The 15321-nt window shown below is 60.0% G+C and carries 14 protein-coding genes; 9 read left to right on the top strand and 5 right to left on the bottom strand.

Annotated features, from left to right (window positions below):
* The first annotated feature begins 637 nt into the window (after positions 1–637).
* From ACYVDM_RS06140 to ACYVDM_RS06155, 4 genes are all read left to right on the top strand, one after another.
* Complete coding sequence (locus ACYVDM_RS06140; RefSeq protein WP_415789667.1) at positions 638–1039, top strand: Zn-ribbon domain-containing OB-fold protein; 402 nt, start codon at positions 638–640, stop codon at positions 1037–1039.
* Positions 1036–2211 (top strand): thiolase, encoded by a 1176-nt coding sequence (locus tag ACYVDM_RS06145; protein WP_415789606.1) that lies wholly within the window; start codon positions 1036–1038, stop codon positions 2209–2211. The genes ACYVDM_RS06140 and ACYVDM_RS06145 overlap by 4 nt, the downstream gene beginning before the upstream one ends.
* A 97-nt stretch (positions 2212–2308) precedes the next feature.
* The gene (locus ACYVDM_RS06150) at positions 2309–3286 is read left to right on the top strand and encodes a Bug family tripartite tricarboxylate transporter substrate binding protein (protein ID WP_415789608.1); all 978 of its coding nucleotides are present in this window, start codon (positions 2309–2311) and stop codon (positions 3284–3286) included.
* Between the two features lie 22 nt (positions 3287–3308).
* On the top strand, positions 3309–4268 hold the full coding sequence (locus ACYVDM_RS06155) for an NAD(P)H-dependent flavin oxidoreductase (RefSeq protein ID WP_415789610.1): 960 nt from the start codon (positions 3309–3311) through the stop codon (positions 4266–4268).
* Positions 4269–4352: 84 nt separating this feature from the next.
* On the opposite strand, the gene ACYVDM_RS06160 is transcribed toward ACYVDM_RS06155, so the two are convergent.
* Positions 4353–5336, bottom strand: a complete 984-nt coding sequence (locus ACYVDM_RS06160; RefSeq protein ID WP_415789612.1) for a Bug family tripartite tricarboxylate transporter substrate binding protein — start codon at positions 5334–5336, stop codon at positions 4353–4355.
* 157 nt (positions 5337–5493) lie between these two features.
* Positions 5494–6393 (bottom strand): LysR family transcriptional regulator, encoded by a 900-nt coding sequence (locus tag ACYVDM_RS06165; RefSeq protein WP_415789614.1) that lies wholly within the window; start codon positions 6391–6393, stop codon positions 5494–5496.
* A gap of 153 nt (positions 6394–6546) precedes the next feature.
* On the opposite strand from ACYVDM_RS06165, the gene ACYVDM_RS06170 reads away from it, so the two are divergent.
* The 3 genes from ACYVDM_RS06170 (at position 6547) to ACYVDM_RS06180 (ending at position 10301) form a co-directional block, all read left to right on the top strand.
* Complete coding sequence (locus tag ACYVDM_RS06170) at positions 6547–7461, top strand: SDR family NAD(P)-dependent oxidoreductase (RefSeq protein WP_415789616.1); 915 nt, start codon at positions 6547–6549, stop codon at positions 7459–7461.
* A gap of 123 nt (positions 7462–7584) precedes the next feature.
* The gene (locus tag ACYVDM_RS06175) at positions 7585–8781 is read left to right on the top strand and encodes a CaiB/BaiF CoA transferase family protein (protein ID WP_415789618.1); all 1197 of its coding nucleotides are present in this window, start codon (positions 7585–7587) and stop codon (positions 8779–8781) included.
* A gap of 173 nt (positions 8782–8954) precedes the next feature.
* The gene (locus tag ACYVDM_RS06180) at positions 8955–10301 is read left to right on the top strand and encodes an FAD-dependent oxidoreductase (RefSeq protein WP_415789620.1); all 1347 of its coding nucleotides are present in this window, start codon (positions 8955–8957) and stop codon (positions 10299–10301) included.
* Positions 10302–10303: 2 nt separating this feature from the next.
* Here the strand turns inward: ACYVDM_RS06180 and ACYVDM_RS06185 are convergent, their stop codons facing one another.
* Positions 10304–10753, bottom strand: coding sequence for an SRPBCC family protein (locus ACYVDM_RS06185; RefSeq protein WP_415789622.1), 450 nt, complete (start codon positions 10751–10753; stop codon positions 10304–10306).
* Positions 10754–11217: 464 nt separating this feature from the next.
* On the opposite strand from ACYVDM_RS06185, the gene ACYVDM_RS06190 reads away from it, so the two are divergent.
* Entirely contained in the window at positions 11218–11625 is a 408-nt protein-coding gene (locus ACYVDM_RS06190; protein ID WP_415789624.1) for a hypothetical protein, read from the top strand.
* 284 nt (positions 11626–11909) lie between these two features.
* Here the strand turns inward: ACYVDM_RS06190 and ACYVDM_RS06195 are convergent, their stop codons facing one another.
* Positions 11910–13433 carry a fumarate hydratase gene (locus tag ACYVDM_RS06195; RefSeq protein WP_415793611.1) on the bottom strand — a complete coding sequence of 508 codons (1524 nt, stop codon included), beginning with the start codon at positions 13431–13433 and terminating at the stop codon, positions 11910–11912.
* A 91-nt stretch (positions 13434–13524) separates the two neighbouring features.
* Complete coding sequence (locus ACYVDM_RS06200; protein ID WP_415793572.1) at positions 13525–14292, bottom strand: crotonase/enoyl-CoA hydratase family protein; 768 nt, start codon at positions 14290–14292, stop codon at positions 13525–13527.
* A 251-nt stretch (positions 14293–14543) separates the two neighbouring features.
* Between ACYVDM_RS06200 and ACYVDM_RS06205 the strand changes: the two genes are divergently transcribed.
* Positions 14544–15242, top strand: a complete 699-nt coding sequence (locus ACYVDM_RS06205; RefSeq protein ID WP_415793574.1) for an ankyrin repeat domain-containing protein — start codon at positions 14544–14546, stop codon at positions 15240–15242.
* Positions 15243–15321: the final 79 nt, after the last annotated feature.

Genomic DNA, 15321 nt, shown 5'->3' on the forward strand with positions numbered 1-15321 from the left:
CTTATTTTTGGGGGGTGTTGGTTCTTTAGGCGTCGCAGAGTGTGTGTAGAAGGCGGTGGCGGCGTGTTGGAGGGAGGGAAGTCCCCGCAGGGGACATCAGGCGCATGGTTTGCGCCTGAGCCGAGCGACCACGCCGCCACCGCCTTCTACACACACTCTGCGACTCGCAACATCTCCCAGTCACCGATGACCCGCAATTGTCGGACATCGTTCGTGGCAATGTCATCGTCCATCGCGGCATTACCTACACATCGCAACACCACTTGGATATCGCACAGCGCAGCACCACTTGCCCATTGCCATCGCAGCCATGTATCCGACGCGTGCCACGATAGCGAGTCCGGTTCGCGCTGGACGGGGTCGCGCCGGCCAGTTTGAGGAACGGGCAGCCCCGCGCAGCGGGGCCGAGGCCCCTGATAATGGGCCGAGCCGTTCCGAGCTGGCCGGTGCGACCCCGTCCAGCGCGAACCGGACGTGTTAACCGAGACACCCCCCGTCAGCAAACACCCCCGCCGCCACAAAGAAGAACAAAAGAATACCGCTACGCAAAACCCCTGCTTCGGCAATGAAGAATGGTCAACGGCGCCAACAACCGTGACACTGCCGCCATTACCATTGATCGACGCGTAGCAGAATGATGACCTCCGTAGAAAATGACACACCTCAGGCGAGCGGCCCTGATTTGCACTATCAGCAGGCGCTCGCTCAGGGCAAGTTTTTGATTCAGCGTTGTGACGCCTGCGCGCGCGCAGTTTTCTATCCCCGTATGGTTTGTCCGCATTGTGGTGCGCCCGACTTGCGGTGGGAGACACCAAGCGGGCGCGGGACGGTGTATTCGACCACGATAGTGCGGCGAAAAGCCGAAGCCGGTGGGGATTACAACGTGGCGCTGATTGATCTGGACGAAGGTGTACGCATGATGAGCCGAGTCGAGGGTATGGCACCTGATGCGGTTCGCATTGGTATGGATGTGCGGGCGGATGTTCGCGTGCATCAGAATCAGGGGCTAGTGGTATTTGTGGCGCGGGAGGCGGCATGAGCGATTTGCGACAGTTGCGTGGTGCCGTTGCGATTGCGGGCGTGGGCCATGCCGGGCTGGGGCGAGCGGATGGCTTTTCCGAAATGGAGATTTTGGTGCAGGCGGCGCAGCGTGCCGTGGCCGATGCCGGGCTGAGCCTGCGCGATATCGATGGCATCTGTACGGCCAGTGTGGCGGCCACGATGTGGGCGATGCCAGTGATTGAGCATTTGGGAATTCGTCCGACCTTTATCGATAGCACCATGTTGGGTGGATCGAGCTTCGTGGCACATCTGATGCCCGCCTTGCAGGCATTGGAATCGGGGCAATGCAATGCCGTGCTGGTGTGCTATGGCAGTACGCAACGGACATCGACGTTGAATCGCGCCGAGATCGGGCGGGTGCGCAAGAACTTTGATCCGCAACCCTACGAAACGCCCTATGCGCCGCTCAGCCCACTTAGCTCGTATGCTCTGGCGGCTGCACGTCATATGCATCAGTATGGCACCACGCGCGAGCAGCTCGCGCATGTGGCCCTGGCGGCGAATCAATGGGCGCAACGCAATCCGGAAGCGCAATTGCGCGAGCCCACGACGCTGGATGAGATCCTGTCCGCGCGCATGGTGTCGGATCCGCTGACCGTGCGCGATTGTTGCCTGGTCACGGATGGTGCGGGGGCTTATGTGCTGGTGCGCGCCGACCGTGCGCGTGACTTGCCTCGCAAGCCGGTCTATGTGCTGGGCAATGCGACTGCCGTGTGGAATCGACAGATTTCTTCAATGGAAGACTTGACCGTCACGGCAGCGCAGCAGTCGGGTCAGCGTGCGTTTGCCATGGCCGGGGTGCGTCCTGCGGATATCGATGTGGTTGAGTTGTATGACGCCTTCACCATCAACACGATTCTGTTTCTGGAGGACCTGGGATTCTGCGCCAAGGGCGAAGGTGGCACCTATGTCGAGAACGGTGCGATTGCCCCGGGCGGGCGATTGCCCGTCAACACGAATGGCGGCGGACTGTGTTGCGTACATCCTGGCATGTATGGCGTGTTCATCATGATCGAAGCCGTGCGGCAACTGCGCGGCGAAGGTGGCGCGCGTCAGATCGATGGGGCGCAATTGGCGCTCGTGCATGGCAATGGCGGCACGCTGTCCAGTCAGTCCACCGCCATTTTGGGAACGCAAGCAACCTTGTAGGAAATGTCCCGGACAGATAGTCATGCCGCGGACGGGGGACACGGTGCGTCCCCATCAAACTCGCACTCATAACAAAACAGCAAAACGGAGACACATCATGATTATCAAGAACTTCTTGCAAGCCACTGCGCTCGCCGCGGCGCTAGGTACCGCGGCCGCGTCCACGCAGGCAGCCACCTATCCCGACCGACCGCTGCGCCTACTGGTCGGCTACGCACCCGGCGGACCGGTCGACACCACGGCCCGGGTCTTTGCCAAGTATCTTGGCGACAAATTGGGGCAAACTGTGGTGGTGGAGAACCGTGCGGGGGCCAGCGGCATGATTGCGTCGGATGCCACCGCCAAGGCGACGCCCGACGGCTATCTGCTGGGATTTGCCGCCAGCCCGTCACTGACGATTTCTCCGCTGGTACAGAAGAGCACCTTGTTTGATCCCCATAAGGATTTCACGCCCATCGGCATGGTGGTGGACTACACCAACGTCCTGCTGATCGGCCCGCAGAACCCCGCCAAGAGCGTTGGCGAGCTGCTTGAGTATGCCAAGGCCCACCCGGATGCGGTCAGCTTTGGCTCGGCCGGCGTCGGCGCCTCTAACCACCTGTCGGCGGAACTGCTCAAACTGCAGGCCAAGGCGCCAATGCTGCACGTGCCTTATCGCGGTAATTCACCCGCCATGCTGGATGTGGTCAGCGGCAAAATCACGTTTATGTTCGACATTACCAGCACCGCCATTCCGTTTATCAAAAGCGGTAAGGCACGCGCACTGGCGGTGACCTCGCGCACCCGTAATCCAGAGCTGCCTGATGTTCCTACCATGATCGAAGCAGGCGTGAAGGATTACGAAGTGGTTGGTTGGTACGCATTGATGGCGCCGCCCAAACTGCCGGATGGCATCAAAACACGACTGAACAAGGCGCTGAACGACGTGAAGGAGGATCCGGCATTTCGCAAGGCTATGGTCAAGGGCGGCTATACCGTTGACGAGGGTGACGGCCAAGCTGTTCAGTCGCGCATTGATCGTGAATACGCCATGTGGGACGAGGTCATCAAGTCCGCCAATATCCAAAGCAATTGATCTGAGATTGGAGTATCTGATCATGTCCGCCTTGCAGTCGTTGCGTGCGAGTACCCGCCTACCTATCATCGCCGCACCTATGTTCCTGGTGTCGGGGCCGGAATTGGTGATCGCGCAATGCACGTCGGGCATTATCGGAACCTTTCCTTCGCTGAACGCCAGGCCGCAAGAGGCCTTGCATAACTGGCTGACACGCATCATGTCCGGCCTGGCGTATTACCGCGAGACGCACCCCGAAGCGCGTGTGGCGCCCTATGGCGTGAATCTGATCGTGCACCCCACCAACCCACGCTGGCAGGGCGACCTGGATATCTGCGTCACGCACCGTGTTCCGCTGATCATCACGTCGCTGCATGCCCCCGATACAGTGGTTCAGGCGGTGCATCCTTACGGTGGCCTGGTTTTTCATGATGTCACGACCGTACGACATGCGCGCCGTGCGCTGGAGGCCGGTGTCGATGGATTGATCCTGGTGGCCGCGGGCGCGGGCGGCCATGCAGGCACGCTCAATCCCATCGCCTTGGTCAACGAGATTCGGGCGTTCTATGACGGACCGCTCGTGTTGTCAGGCTGTATCAGCCACGGCAAAGACGTGCTGGCCGCCCAGGTGCTGGGTTGTGATTTTGCGTACATGGGGACACGCTTCATCGCGACACAGGAATCGCTGGCTCCCGATTCCTATCGCGACATGGTCTTGCAAGCGAGTATCGATGATGTGCTTTATACGCCGTTTTTCTCGGGCGTCCCGGCGAACTACTTGATTCCCAGTATCGCGGCCACAGGGCTGGATGCTTCGCAACTGGCGCAAATGGCCACCAATCCGGTCAACATGGATAAGCGTACCCGCCCTAAAGCGTGGAAAGACGTATGGAGCGCGGGACAGGGGGTCGGTGCAGTTCAGGAACTGCTCCCCACCCCCGCCCTGATCGAACAGCTTGCCCTGGAGTATGACGAGGCTCGTCGGGCGTTACTGAACGCATAGCACGTACTGAACCGTAAGGGCGTACGGAACCGCATGGCACGTCTAGAGGGGCGCATACTGAACTCGTCGCGCCTCAGGCGCCGATCACTCGACCTTGATCCCGGCGTCCTTGATGACCTTGCTCCACTTCGCCAGCTCCGCCTGCAGGAACGCCTCAAACTCTTCGGGCGACCCAGGCTTGGGCTCGGCGCCCGCTGCGAGCATGCGCTTGACCGTGACCGGATCACTCAATATCTGTCTCATGTCGGCATTGACCCGCTTGACGATATCGATCGGTGTGCCTGCGGGGGCCAGCATGCCGCTCCAGGAATATGCCTCGTAACCCGGTACGCCCGACGCGGCAATCGTAGGGATTCCGGGAAACAGTGCCGACGGCTCGGGGTTGCCGACGCCAAGCGGGCGAATTTTTCCTCCGGAAAGATGAGGTATCGCCGACGGGCCGTCCGCAAACATGACCTGGACCTGACCGCCCAATAAATCCTGCATGGCAGGGGCACTGCCGCGATAAGGCACATGCTGCAGGCGTGTCCCCGTCATGCTGTTGAACAACGCACCCGCCAAATGCGTCCCACCGCCCGTGCCCGATGATCCGTAGGAGAGTTTGCCAGGGTTTTTCTTGGCATAGGCGATCAGTTCCTCGACGCTCTTGACGGGTACCGACTCGTGTACGACCAGCACGATGGGAAAGACAGCCCCCATGCCTACCGGCACAAAGTCCGTCATCACGTCGTAACTCAAGCTCCCACGCAAACTGGGCAGCACGGTATGGTGAATCGAGGCGAAGAAATAGTGATAACCATCGGCGGGGGACTTGGCCGCCGCCTGGGCGCCCACGATCCCGCCCGCGCCTGCCTTGTTGTCCACCACAGTCGGTACGTGCCACATCGTGCCCAGCGGTTGAGAGATAAACCGTGCAGTGGTATCTACTGGTCCCCCTGCCGGGAACGGGACGATGAAATTAACAGCATGGTCGGGCCAGGCGGCCGCGCGTGCAGCAAACGGTAAAGAAGCGGCTGCGCAAGCGGCCCCCAGCCCCGCCAGCAAGCGGCGGCGTTGCGGATCTTGCATGTGTGTGTCTCCGGTTTCTTGTCTGTGCGCGTCGGCGTCATACCGTGCGCTGTGCCCGTATTATTCGCGCACGCGGGCCTGCTTGCCGATTTTTATTTGCCGAACCCCCTGTTCAGCACCAGCACAGCCTCTGCTCCGCGCCCGTCGCAGCACGACGCTAACCCGCGCGCGCCGCCGTGCGCACATGCTCGATGAAATTCTCGACAAAGCGCGGCACATCGCGACCACGCTGACGGCACAACAGGCGTGCGCGCTTGGCCCAGGCGTCCTCCAGACGCAGCACATGCAGGGCTTGCGGACGGCTATAACGGGCCGCGCAAGCGCGCGGCACCACCGCGATACCCGCTCCCGCCTCGACCATACGGCAGACGGCCTCGAAACTGCCTACGTGCACGCGCTGACACAGGCGCTTGCCCAGGCCCGAGGCAATGTCTTCGAGGAACGTCTGAATCGCACTGTTGGGATGGATACCCACAAACTGATACGCGTCGATCACGTCTACAAAACGCGCCGACTCCGACTGTGCCAGGGGATGATTCAATGACGTAACGACGACCAAATCATCGCGAAACAACGGCATCACGTCCAGCCCCTCGACGTCGACATTGCCTGCGACAATTCCCAGATCCGCCGCGCCGGCGCGGATGGCCAATACGATGTCGCCCGAGATTTTTTCCTCGAGTTCGATATCCACATCGGGATTCTCTGCCAGGAACGTGGACATCGCATCGGCCAGAAACGAATTGGTGGCCGTGGTATTGGCCAGCAACCGCAGCCGCCCCTTGATGCCACTGGCGTAGGGCTGCAAATCCGCATGCAGGCACTCTAGTTGTCGGAACACCGCATGTGCGTGTTTAAGCAACACCGCACCCGCCGGCGTCAGGGCAACACCCGTTGCCTGCCGCACCAGCAATCGGGCCTTGAAGGCCTCTTCCATGTTCTTGATGCGCGCGCTGGCCGCAGGCAGCGACAGGAAGGTGCGCTCGGCGGCACGGGTCAAGTTCAGGGTTTCTCCTACGTTCACGAATAAACGCAGGTCGGTCAGGTCATGTCTCATGTTCCGCCGTGCAGAAGGGGGGTGTCTTTAATTTTGAATTCCGCTACCCAGCCTGGAAATCTACCATGTAGGCAGTGAAGTGTGCCAACATCGGTACACAGTTCGGGCTGGCTCACTCCCCGTCACGGACTCGCCCTATAAGGAGACATTTTCATGAGCGGTATGGTTTCAGGCAAAGTGGTCGTCGTCACAGGAGCGGGCGGCGGGATTGGGCGCAGCGTCGCGCTGGCCATGGCCGCGGCAGGCGCCAAAGTGGTCGTTAATGATATTGGGGTGTCACTGCAAGGCGAAGGCGGCGGCGATGGCCCCGCTCAGGCCGTAGTGCGGGAAATCCAGGCCGCGGGCGGCCAGGCCTGCCCCAATACCGACAGCGTCGCCAGCTACGAGGGCGCCCACAACATCATCAAGACCGCCATTGACGTTTATGGACGCATTGATGCCGTCGTCAACAACGCCGGCAACCTGCGCGACCGCGTCTTTCACAAAATGAGCGAAGAAGAATGGCGCCAGGTGCTGGACGTGCACCTGAACGGATCGTTCTACATGAGCCGTGCCGCCGCGCCCTATTTCCGCGAACAAGAATCGGGCGCGCTGGTGCACATGACCTCGACATCGGGCCTGATCGGCAATTTCGGCCAGGCCAACTACGCAGCCGCCAAACTGGGCATCGTGGCGCTATCCAAATCGATCGCGCTGGATATGTCGCGCTACCACGTTCGCTCGAACTGCATTGCGCCGTTTGCCTGGAGCCGCATGACCAGCTCCATCCCGGCGGAAACCGAGGCAGAGAAAGCCCGTGTCGAAAAACTGAAGAAGATGGAAGCCGGCAAGGTGGCTCCCCTGGCGGTCTATCTGGTCAGCGACGCCGCCCACGAAATCACCGCGCAGATTTTCGCGGTGCGCGCCAATGAAATCATGCTGATGAGCCAGCCGCGGCCACTACGCACCGTGCATCACAGCGAGGGTTGGACCCCGGAATTGATCGGCGAGATCGCCATGCCCGCCATGCGTAAACATTTCTACGCATTAGAGCGTTCGCCGGACGTCATCGACTGGGATCCCATCTGAGAAGCGCCATCGCCTGAATGCATATCCCGTCAAACACGGGATGTTCGACGGCAGGCTCCTAAACCCCGGTATCGGCACGATTCCTCATTGAACGCGGTTCGCCGCAACAAGGCCTCACCTCTCATGCAACAACGCCCCCCACCCCTGGAAGGTATACGCGTCCTCGATCTCAGCCGCATCCTGGCTGGCCCCTGGTGCACCCAAAATCTGGCCGATCTGGGCGCAGATGTGATCAAGGTCGAACGCCCGGGCACGGGTGACGATACCCGCCACTGGGGCCCTCCCTACCTGAAAGACGGCCAGGGGCAGGACACCAGCGAAGCCGCTTATTACCTGAGCGCCAATCGCAACAAGCGATCACTGGAGGCCGATATGGCCACGCCAGAGGGCGCCTCGTTGATTCGCGAACTCGTCGTGCACAGCGATATCCTGGTCGAAAATTTCAAGGTCGGCGGCCTGCGCAAGTATGGCCTGGACTACGACAGCCTGAAGGAACTGAACCCGCGCCTGATCTATTGCTCGGTCACGGGCTTTGGCCAGGACGGCCCCTGCGCGCAGTTGCCCGGCTATGATTTCATGATCCAGGGGCTGGGCGGCCTGATGAGCATCACGGGCGAGCGCGATGACCTGCCAGGCGGCGGGCCACAGAAAGCCGGCGTCGCAGTCACGGACATCATCACGGGGATGTATGCCACCGTGGCGATCCTGGCCGCGCTGCAAGAGCGGCACCGCAGCGGGCTGGGGCAACAGTTGGACATTGCACTGCTGGACTGCCATGTAGCGATGCTGGCAAACCAGAACTCGAACTATTTCACCTCGGGCGTCGCACCCGTGCGCGCGGGCAATGCCCATCAAAATGTCGTGCCCTATCAGGTGTTTGCCGCCAGTGACGGACACTTGATCGTGGCGACGGGCAACGAGTCACAGTACCGCGCCTACTGCAAAGCCATCGGAGCGCCCGAGCTCGGCGATGATCCGCGCTTTTGCACCAACCGCCTACGGGTGACAAATCGCGAGACGCTCATCGCCCTGTTGGCAGACATCATGAAGCAAGGGCCGCGCGACGAGTGGATTGCCAAACTGGAAGCCGCGGGCGTGCCCAGCGGGCCCATCAACAATATCGCGCAAGCCTTCGCCCACCCGCAGGTACAGGCTCGCCAACTGCGGCGCGAACTCCCCCATCCACTAGGCGGCACGGCCCCGGTCACGGCCAGCCCGCTACGTTTTTCCGCGTCGCCCGTGGTGTATCGCAAGGCGCCGCCTCTGCTGGGAGAGCACACGCAGGAGATTTTGCGAGACGTGCTGGGCAAGCCGGTGTAGAGCGTGCTACAGGGCCACCCTAATGCTACGCCCAAGCCGCTCTAATGCGATCCTAATGCCACCTTAACGCCATTCTGAAGTCACCTGACACAGTTCGATCCGGTCATGGCCAAACCCCGGCGCGCTACTATCAAGGGACACAACACGAAACGCAACCTTATTTTGGCTCATACATGACTATGGAATTACGCGAATCGGAGAAAGCCATTGACGTCTATGGGGAATACGACGTCGTCGTGATCGGTGGAGGCCCCGCTGGCATCGCTGCCTCGGTCAGCGCCGCCAAAAACGGCTCGAAGACGCTGCTCGTCGAACACTATGGTTTTCTTGGCGGCATGGGTACCGCCGGCGGTGTCACGAATTTCGCAGGGTTGTACGGTCGTCGCAATGGGGAAATGGTGCAGCTCGTTCATGGCGTCGTAGACGAACTACTCGAACGACTGGATCGCCTCGGCGGCCTGAACAAACCCCAAGATGGCATGCAGGGCCGCATCCGTGTGCGCTCCTACGATACGTCGTCCTATAAGTGCGCGGCGGACCAACTGCTGTTGCATCACGGCGTCGACATTTTGTTCCACGCGCACGCGGCCGCCGTGCTCAAAGACGCCAACCGCATCACACATGTCATTGTCGAAACCAAGTCAGGGCGACGCGCGATACGTGCCAATGCGTTCATCGATTGCTCGGGCGACGGCGACCTTGCGGCGCAGGCGGGCGTGGACTTCGAGGTCGGTGATGGTCACGGTAGCGGCCTGTATCCCACCACCATGTTTCGCGTCGGAAATGTGGATGCGGAAATCGCGCTGAAAGCCGTGGGCGAGTTCAAGGCCATCAACGATTTCATGCGCCTGGCTCAAGAAAAACACCCTAACAAATACCAATTCCCGCGCGACGGGGCCATTATTCGTCCCCAGATCAACCCGACGGAATGGCGCGTTAATGTCACGCAAATCAAGAATGCCCAAGGCAATGCCGTCAATGGCGTAGACGCGCTCGAGTTAAGCCGCGGCGAGATCGAAGGCCGCCGCCAAGTCGCCGCCTATTTCGAATTTCTGCGCGCCGAAGTCCCCGGCTTTTCCAACGCCTACATTATCGAAATCGCGCCACAAATCGGCATCCGTGAAACGCGCAGGATAAAAGGCGTTTATCAGCTCACCGGCGCGGATATCGAAGGTTCGGCACAATTCGAAGATTCGATCGGCATCAATGCCTGGCCCATGGAGCTCCATACGTCGGGTGGCGTTCAATGGGTCTTCCCGACCTCATCGACTCGCGCCTACAACGACTTGCCATGGCGCATGCTGATACCGCGTCAAGTCGACAATCTGCTGGTAGCGGGACGCTGCGCTTCGGCTACCCACGAGGGGCAATCCGCCTCGCGCGCCAGTGGTGGATGCTTTGTCATGGGACAAGCCGCCGGCACCGCCGCAAGCCTGTTCACGGGCGGCGCCTTCACCGATCTGCCCGTGACGTCGATTCAACAGCGATTGATCAACGACGGCGCAACTATCGAAAATTGACGTCACTCATCGGGAATCACGGGCTCTGCGACCTTCGCCAGTTGCAGGAGTGACTCCTGCCAGCCGAGATAACACATCTCTGTCGGAATCTGCTCGGGAATCCCTTCTTGCACAATACTCAGATCCGTCCCGCAAGACACTTGCCGCAGTGTCACGGTGACGATCATCTCGCCTGGCAGAGCCGGATTATCAAAGCTATCGGTATAACGAATTTTCTCAAACGGCACGAGCTCCAGATATTCGCCGCCAAACGAGTCGGCCTTGCCCGTCGTCACGTTACGAAACGACATTTTGTGCGTGCCGCCGACCCGCGCGTCCAGGTGATGCACTTGGCACGTGAACCCATAAGGCGGCAGCCACTTGGCAACGACATCGGCCTCTAGAAAAGCCCGATAAACCCGCTCAGGGGTGGCACGCAAAACACGATGCAGATGAACAGTTCCCGTCGACATGGTATGTACTCCGTTCTGGTTAAAAAGAGAGGATGTACCGTTACGACGAACGTGTTCTTCTCTAATCGACAGGGTTTGCATTAGGGAAAACCCGCGTTTTTGCGATGCGATGTTGTTCTTAAAGCGTCCCGGGCGGGGTAATGGCCCCCACCGGCCTGGTCGCTCGGCTCAGGCGCAAACCATGCGCCTGATGTCCCCTGCGGGGACTTCCCTCCCTCCAACAGGCCGGTGGGGGCCATTACCCCGCCCGGGACTTGCGTTATTGAATAATGTCGGATGCTTCTATGTCGGACGTTTCGCCTGACTGTTATGTTGTCGGCTGATGTCGGACGCTTCACGCGACTCTGGGGGTATGTTGTCGATTGATGTCGGATTCTTCGTACTACTCTAGGGCTATGTTATCGACGGTGTCGGCATGGTCGGCTGATGCGGGGGATATACCGTGTACCGATGAGGTGATTGGGATGGTTGAGTCTATTTTTGGCGTGGTTAAACGCGACGGGGGGCAGAATTCGCTGCTTTGGGTTTTCGATGCGCTGGAACGTGATGCGGGTTATCTGCGCAAGCGAATGTTTGGTTGCGAAGCGGCGTATCTGGACGATCTTTTGTGCCTGGTCGTGGCGGACAAAGGAGGCGCCTGGGATGGCTTGCTGGTTTGCACAGCGAAAGAGCAACATGCCGAACTCATCCAGGACATGCCCGCCCTGCGTCCGCATTCCGTTCTGGGCAAGTGGCTATACATGCCCCAAGACGACGCCGCGTTCGAAGAAACCGCCGAAAAGCTGACGACCCTGGTCCTGGCGCACGACCCGCGCATAGGCGTAGCCCCCAAACCCCGCAAACCACGCAGAAAAAACGCCCTACCGAAGTAAATCCGAGCAGCCCAAATTAAAACCGAGCCACACAAATCGGAACAAACCCATCGCGCACCCAATCTCGACCCGAAGAAGTCCAGAGCCGGGCTAATGGGCCGCGGCGGCCTGTTGGAGGAAGGGAAGTCCCCGCAGGGGACATCAGGCGCATGGTTTGCGCCTGAGCCGAGCGACCAGGCCGCCGCGGCCCATTAGCCCGGCTCTGGACCTGCACGACCGACAGATAGGGAACGACCGGTCCCCCCCAGGACTCCCGCCTTCAACGACAAGAGTGCCAAGAGCAATTAAGCAACCGCGACCGGAATCTTCCCAATGCGCGCCTGCCATTCCTTAGGTCCGGTGTTATGCACCGAAATCCCTTCGGAATCGACCGCCACCGTTACCGGCATGTCCTTTACGTTGAACTCGTAGATGGCTTCCATGCCCAGGTCTTCGAAGGCCAGGACACGGGCTTCGCGGATGGCTTTGGACACCAGGTAGGCCGCACCGCCGACGGCCATCAAGTAGGCGGACTTATGCTTGCGGATGGCTTCGATGGCAACGGGGCCGCGCTCGGATTTGCCGATCATGGAGATCAGGCCGGTCTGGGCCAGCATCATGTCGGTGAACTTGTCCATGCGGGTCGCCGTCGTGGGGCCTGCGGGGCCGACCACTTCATCGCCGACCGGGTCAACCGGGCCGACGTAGTAGATGACGCGGTTGGTGAAGTCGACGGGCAAAGGTTCGCCTTTGGCCAGCATGTCCTGGATGCGCTTGTGGGCGGCATCGCGGCCGGTCAGCATTTTGCCGGACAGCAGCAAGGTCTGGCCGGGTTTCCAGCTGGCGACCTCGGCGGGCGTGAGTGTGTCCAGATTGACCTGCTTGGACTTGTTGTAGTCGGGCGCCCAGTGCACTTCGGGCCATTCCGACAATGCCGGGGGATCCAGGCGGGCCGGACCGGAGCCGTCGAGCTCAAAGTGCGCATGACGGGTCGCCGCGCAATTGGGGATCATCGCGACGGGCTTGGAGGCGGCGTGCGTCGGGAAGGTATTGATCTTGACATCGAGCACCGTGGTCAGGCCACCCAGGCCCTGGGCGCCAATACCCAGCGCGTTGACCTTTTCGTAGAGTTCGATGCGTAATTCTTCGAGCTTGTTTTGCGGGCCGCGGGCCAGCAGCTCGTACATATCGATGTCTTCCATCAGGGACTGCTTGGCCATCAACATGGCTTTTTCGGCGGTACCGCCGACGCCGATCCCCAGCATGCCGGGCGGGCACCAGCCTGCGCCCATCGTGGGGACGGTCTTGAGCACCCAGTCGACCAGCGAATCGCTGGGGTTGAGCATAACGAACTTGGACTTGTTTTCCGAACCACCGCCCTTGGAAGCGATTTGCACGTCGACCTTATCACCTTGGACAAGCTCGACGTGCAGGATACAGGGCGTGTTGTCGCGCGTGTTTTTGCGGGCGAAGAGCGGATCGTCCAGCACGGAGGCACGCAACGGATTGTCGGGGTTGGTGTAGCCGCGGCGCACACCCTCGTCACAGAGTTCTTGCAGCGAACGCTTTGTGTCGAAACGCACGTCCATGCCGATTTTCAGGAAGACGTTCACGATGCCGGTGTCTTGGCACAAGGGACGCTTGCCTTCGGCGCACATGCGCGAGTTGGTCAGGATCTGCGCCATCGCGTCGCGTGCGGCCGGGCTTTCCTCGCGGTCGTAGGCACGGGCCAGATGACGGATGTAGTCGACGGGATGGTAGTAGCTGATGAACTGGATACCATCGGCAATAGACTGTATGAGGTCGTCTTCTTTGATCAGAGTGGACATGGCGGGATAAGCAAAAGCAATAGATAAGGGAATACGCGGCCCGATGGCCGGGTCGCGCGCGATCAACATACTATTTTATGACTGACGGGGCTTATTTTCCTTGCCAGACTGGCTTGCGTTTTTCGGCGAAGGCCGTGGCGCCCTCTTTGGCGTCGGCGGACGTGAAAATGTGCGCGACCAATGGGCGCTGACGGTCAAACATCCCGTCCTGATCCCAGTCTGTCGCCTGCGACACGATGCTCTTGGCGGTCTGCACGGCCAGGGGGCCGTTTGCGACGATGGTGCGGGCCAATTCCAGCGCGCCCTCCAGGGCCTTGCCCGGCTCGGTCAGGCGGTTGACCAGTCCAAAGGCGTGGGCACGCTCGGCGGTCAGCATGTCGCCGGTCAGGATGATTTCCATGGCGATGTGATAGGGCAACCGGCGCGGCAGGCGCAACATCCCGCCCGAGCTGGCGACCAGTCCGCGCTTGACTTCAGGTAAACCAAATTTGGCATTATTGGCCGCGACGATCAGATCGGAGGCCAGGGCCATTTCGCATCCGCCCGCCAGGGCATAGCCCTCGACGGCGGCGATTAACGGTTTGCGCGGTGGCTTTTCGTTCAGGCCGGCAAAGCCACGGTCGGCGACCAGCGGGCGTTGGCCGCTTTGCGCAAACGCCTTCAGGTCCATTCCCGACGAGAATGTGCCACCGGCGCCGGTCAGGATGCCAATGCGCACGTCGTCGCGGCTATCCAGATCCTCCAGCGCGGCGGCCATGGCCTGCGCGGCTTCCAGGTTGATGGCATTTTTTGCTTCGGGACGGTTCACGGTGATGATCTGAATACCGTCAGATACCTCGACCTTGATCAATTCGGACATGCAAAGCTCCCAGGGCGGGCGCTCGGCCCGCAGTTATCTATAAGACTTGCAGAGATACCGAATCATACGATCAACGGCGTCCAGATAAATTTACAATTAGTAATACCTCTGTCCTGTCCATCGACATTAGCGAAAGGAAACGGAACTGGAACCGTCAATGGGACACCTAGGAGTGCGGCGATCCGGCAAATACGACGTTTTCGCTCGCAACCTCGCGGTGCGTAATGACGCGCCCAATCCCAAGGACCAAAATGTTAAACAATTATCTCGTATCGTTCGGACAATATTGTTCTTCCTTTTTCTACGCGGCCCCTACTGCGGCAGAACAAGGGACGCAGCTTGAACAAGCACTGTTGCAACACGTTGCCAACAACAACCATGAGGCCATCGGCGCGTTGCTCATCGATAATCACGCAGAGGAATGGACCGATCCTGACGAGATGACGTTTGCGTATTCACTTTTGCATAACGCTATAGAACAAGGCAGCGTCCAGGCGTTCGAGGTGCTAGTCGACAAGCTGCCGCTCAACGTACTCACAATGTGCACCGGCGACACCGGCCAGACACTGCCGATACTGACGGTGCGTGCCGAGCAAACAGCGATGCTCCGTAAGTGCGTTTGGACGCTGTGTAATAGAACTGCAGCGCAATACAATCATTTTTTGCCGCATTCCCCACAAACGCAGCACACATTAGCGAGGGCTGATTTCCGTGCCATTATCGACGCACAGGATCGGGATGGAAACACGGCGCTCATACACGCAGTGTTCAATGGCCATGAGCCCTCTGTCGATTTGCTGTGTATCTTCCTAGCCAGCACTTTGATCTGGAATGATGCAGGCGATAGCGTGCTAAATCTGATCGCGGATCTGCCCGACGACGACGCGCTCGCACATCGGGTGCGAAGGCGTCACGCCCTCGAGACTTGGAAAAACCCTGGTCAAAGCTGAGGAGAGAAATCCGGGTAAGCTGCGCCATTAACCGCTACCGCCAGAGCCGGTGGCAGCGTCCTGGCCGCAGGCCAGTTAA

The sequence above is a fragment of the Bordetella tumulicola genome, assembly GCF_054779135.1.

Bases quoted from the DNA above. Each gene is read 5' to 3' on its own strand.
- ACYVDM_RS06140 (WP_415789667.1), top strand. From the start codon at position 638: ATGACCTCCGTAGAAAATGACACACCTCAGGCGAGCGGCCCTGATTTG.
- ACYVDM_RS06145 (WP_415789606.1), top strand. From the start codon at position 1,036: ATGAGCGATTTGCGACAGTTGCGTGGTGCCGTTGCGATTGCGGGCGTG.
- ACYVDM_RS06150 (WP_415789608.1), top strand. From the start codon at position 2,309: ATGATTATCAAGAACTTCTTGCAAGCCACTGCGCTCGCCGCGGCGCTA.
- ACYVDM_RS06155 (WP_415789610.1), top strand. From the start codon at position 3,309: ATGTCCGCCTTGCAGTCGTTGCGTGCGAGTACCCGCCTACCTATCATC.
- ACYVDM_RS06160 (WP_415789612.1), bottom strand. From the start codon at position 5,336: ATGCAAGATCCGCAACGCCGCCGCTTGCTGGCGGGGCTGGGGGCCGCT.
- ACYVDM_RS06165 (WP_415789614.1), bottom strand. From the start codon at position 6,393: ATGAGACATGACCTGACCGACCTGCGTTTATTCGTGAACGTAGGAGAA.
- ACYVDM_RS06170 (WP_415789616.1), top strand. From the start codon at position 6,547: ATGAGCGGTATGGTTTCAGGCAAAGTGGTCGTCGTCACAGGAGCGGGC.
- ACYVDM_RS06175 (WP_415789618.1), top strand. From the start codon at position 7,585: ATGCAACAACGCCCCCCACCCCTGGAAGGTATACGCGTCCTCGATCTC.
- ACYVDM_RS06180 (WP_415789620.1), top strand. From the start codon at position 8,955: ATGACTATGGAATTACGCGAATCGGAGAAAGCCATTGACGTCTATGGG.
- ACYVDM_RS06185 (WP_415789622.1), bottom strand. From the start codon at position 10,753: ATGTCGACGGGAACTGTTCATCTGCATCGTGTTTTGCGTGCCACCCCT.
- ACYVDM_RS06190 (WP_415789624.1), top strand. From the start codon at position 11,218: ATGGTTGAGTCTATTTTTGGCGTGGTTAAACGCGACGGGGGGCAGAAT.
- ACYVDM_RS06195 (WP_415793611.1), bottom strand. From the start codon at position 13,433: ATGTCCACTCTGATCAAAGAAGACGACCTCATACAGTCTATTGCCGAT.
- ACYVDM_RS06200 (WP_415793572.1), bottom strand. From the start codon at position 14,292: ATGTCCGAATTGATCAAGGTCGAGGTATCTGACGGTATTCAGATCATC.
- ACYVDM_RS06205 (WP_415793574.1), top strand. From the start codon at position 14,544: ATGTTAAACAATTATCTCGTATCGTTCGGACAATATTGTTCTTCCTTT.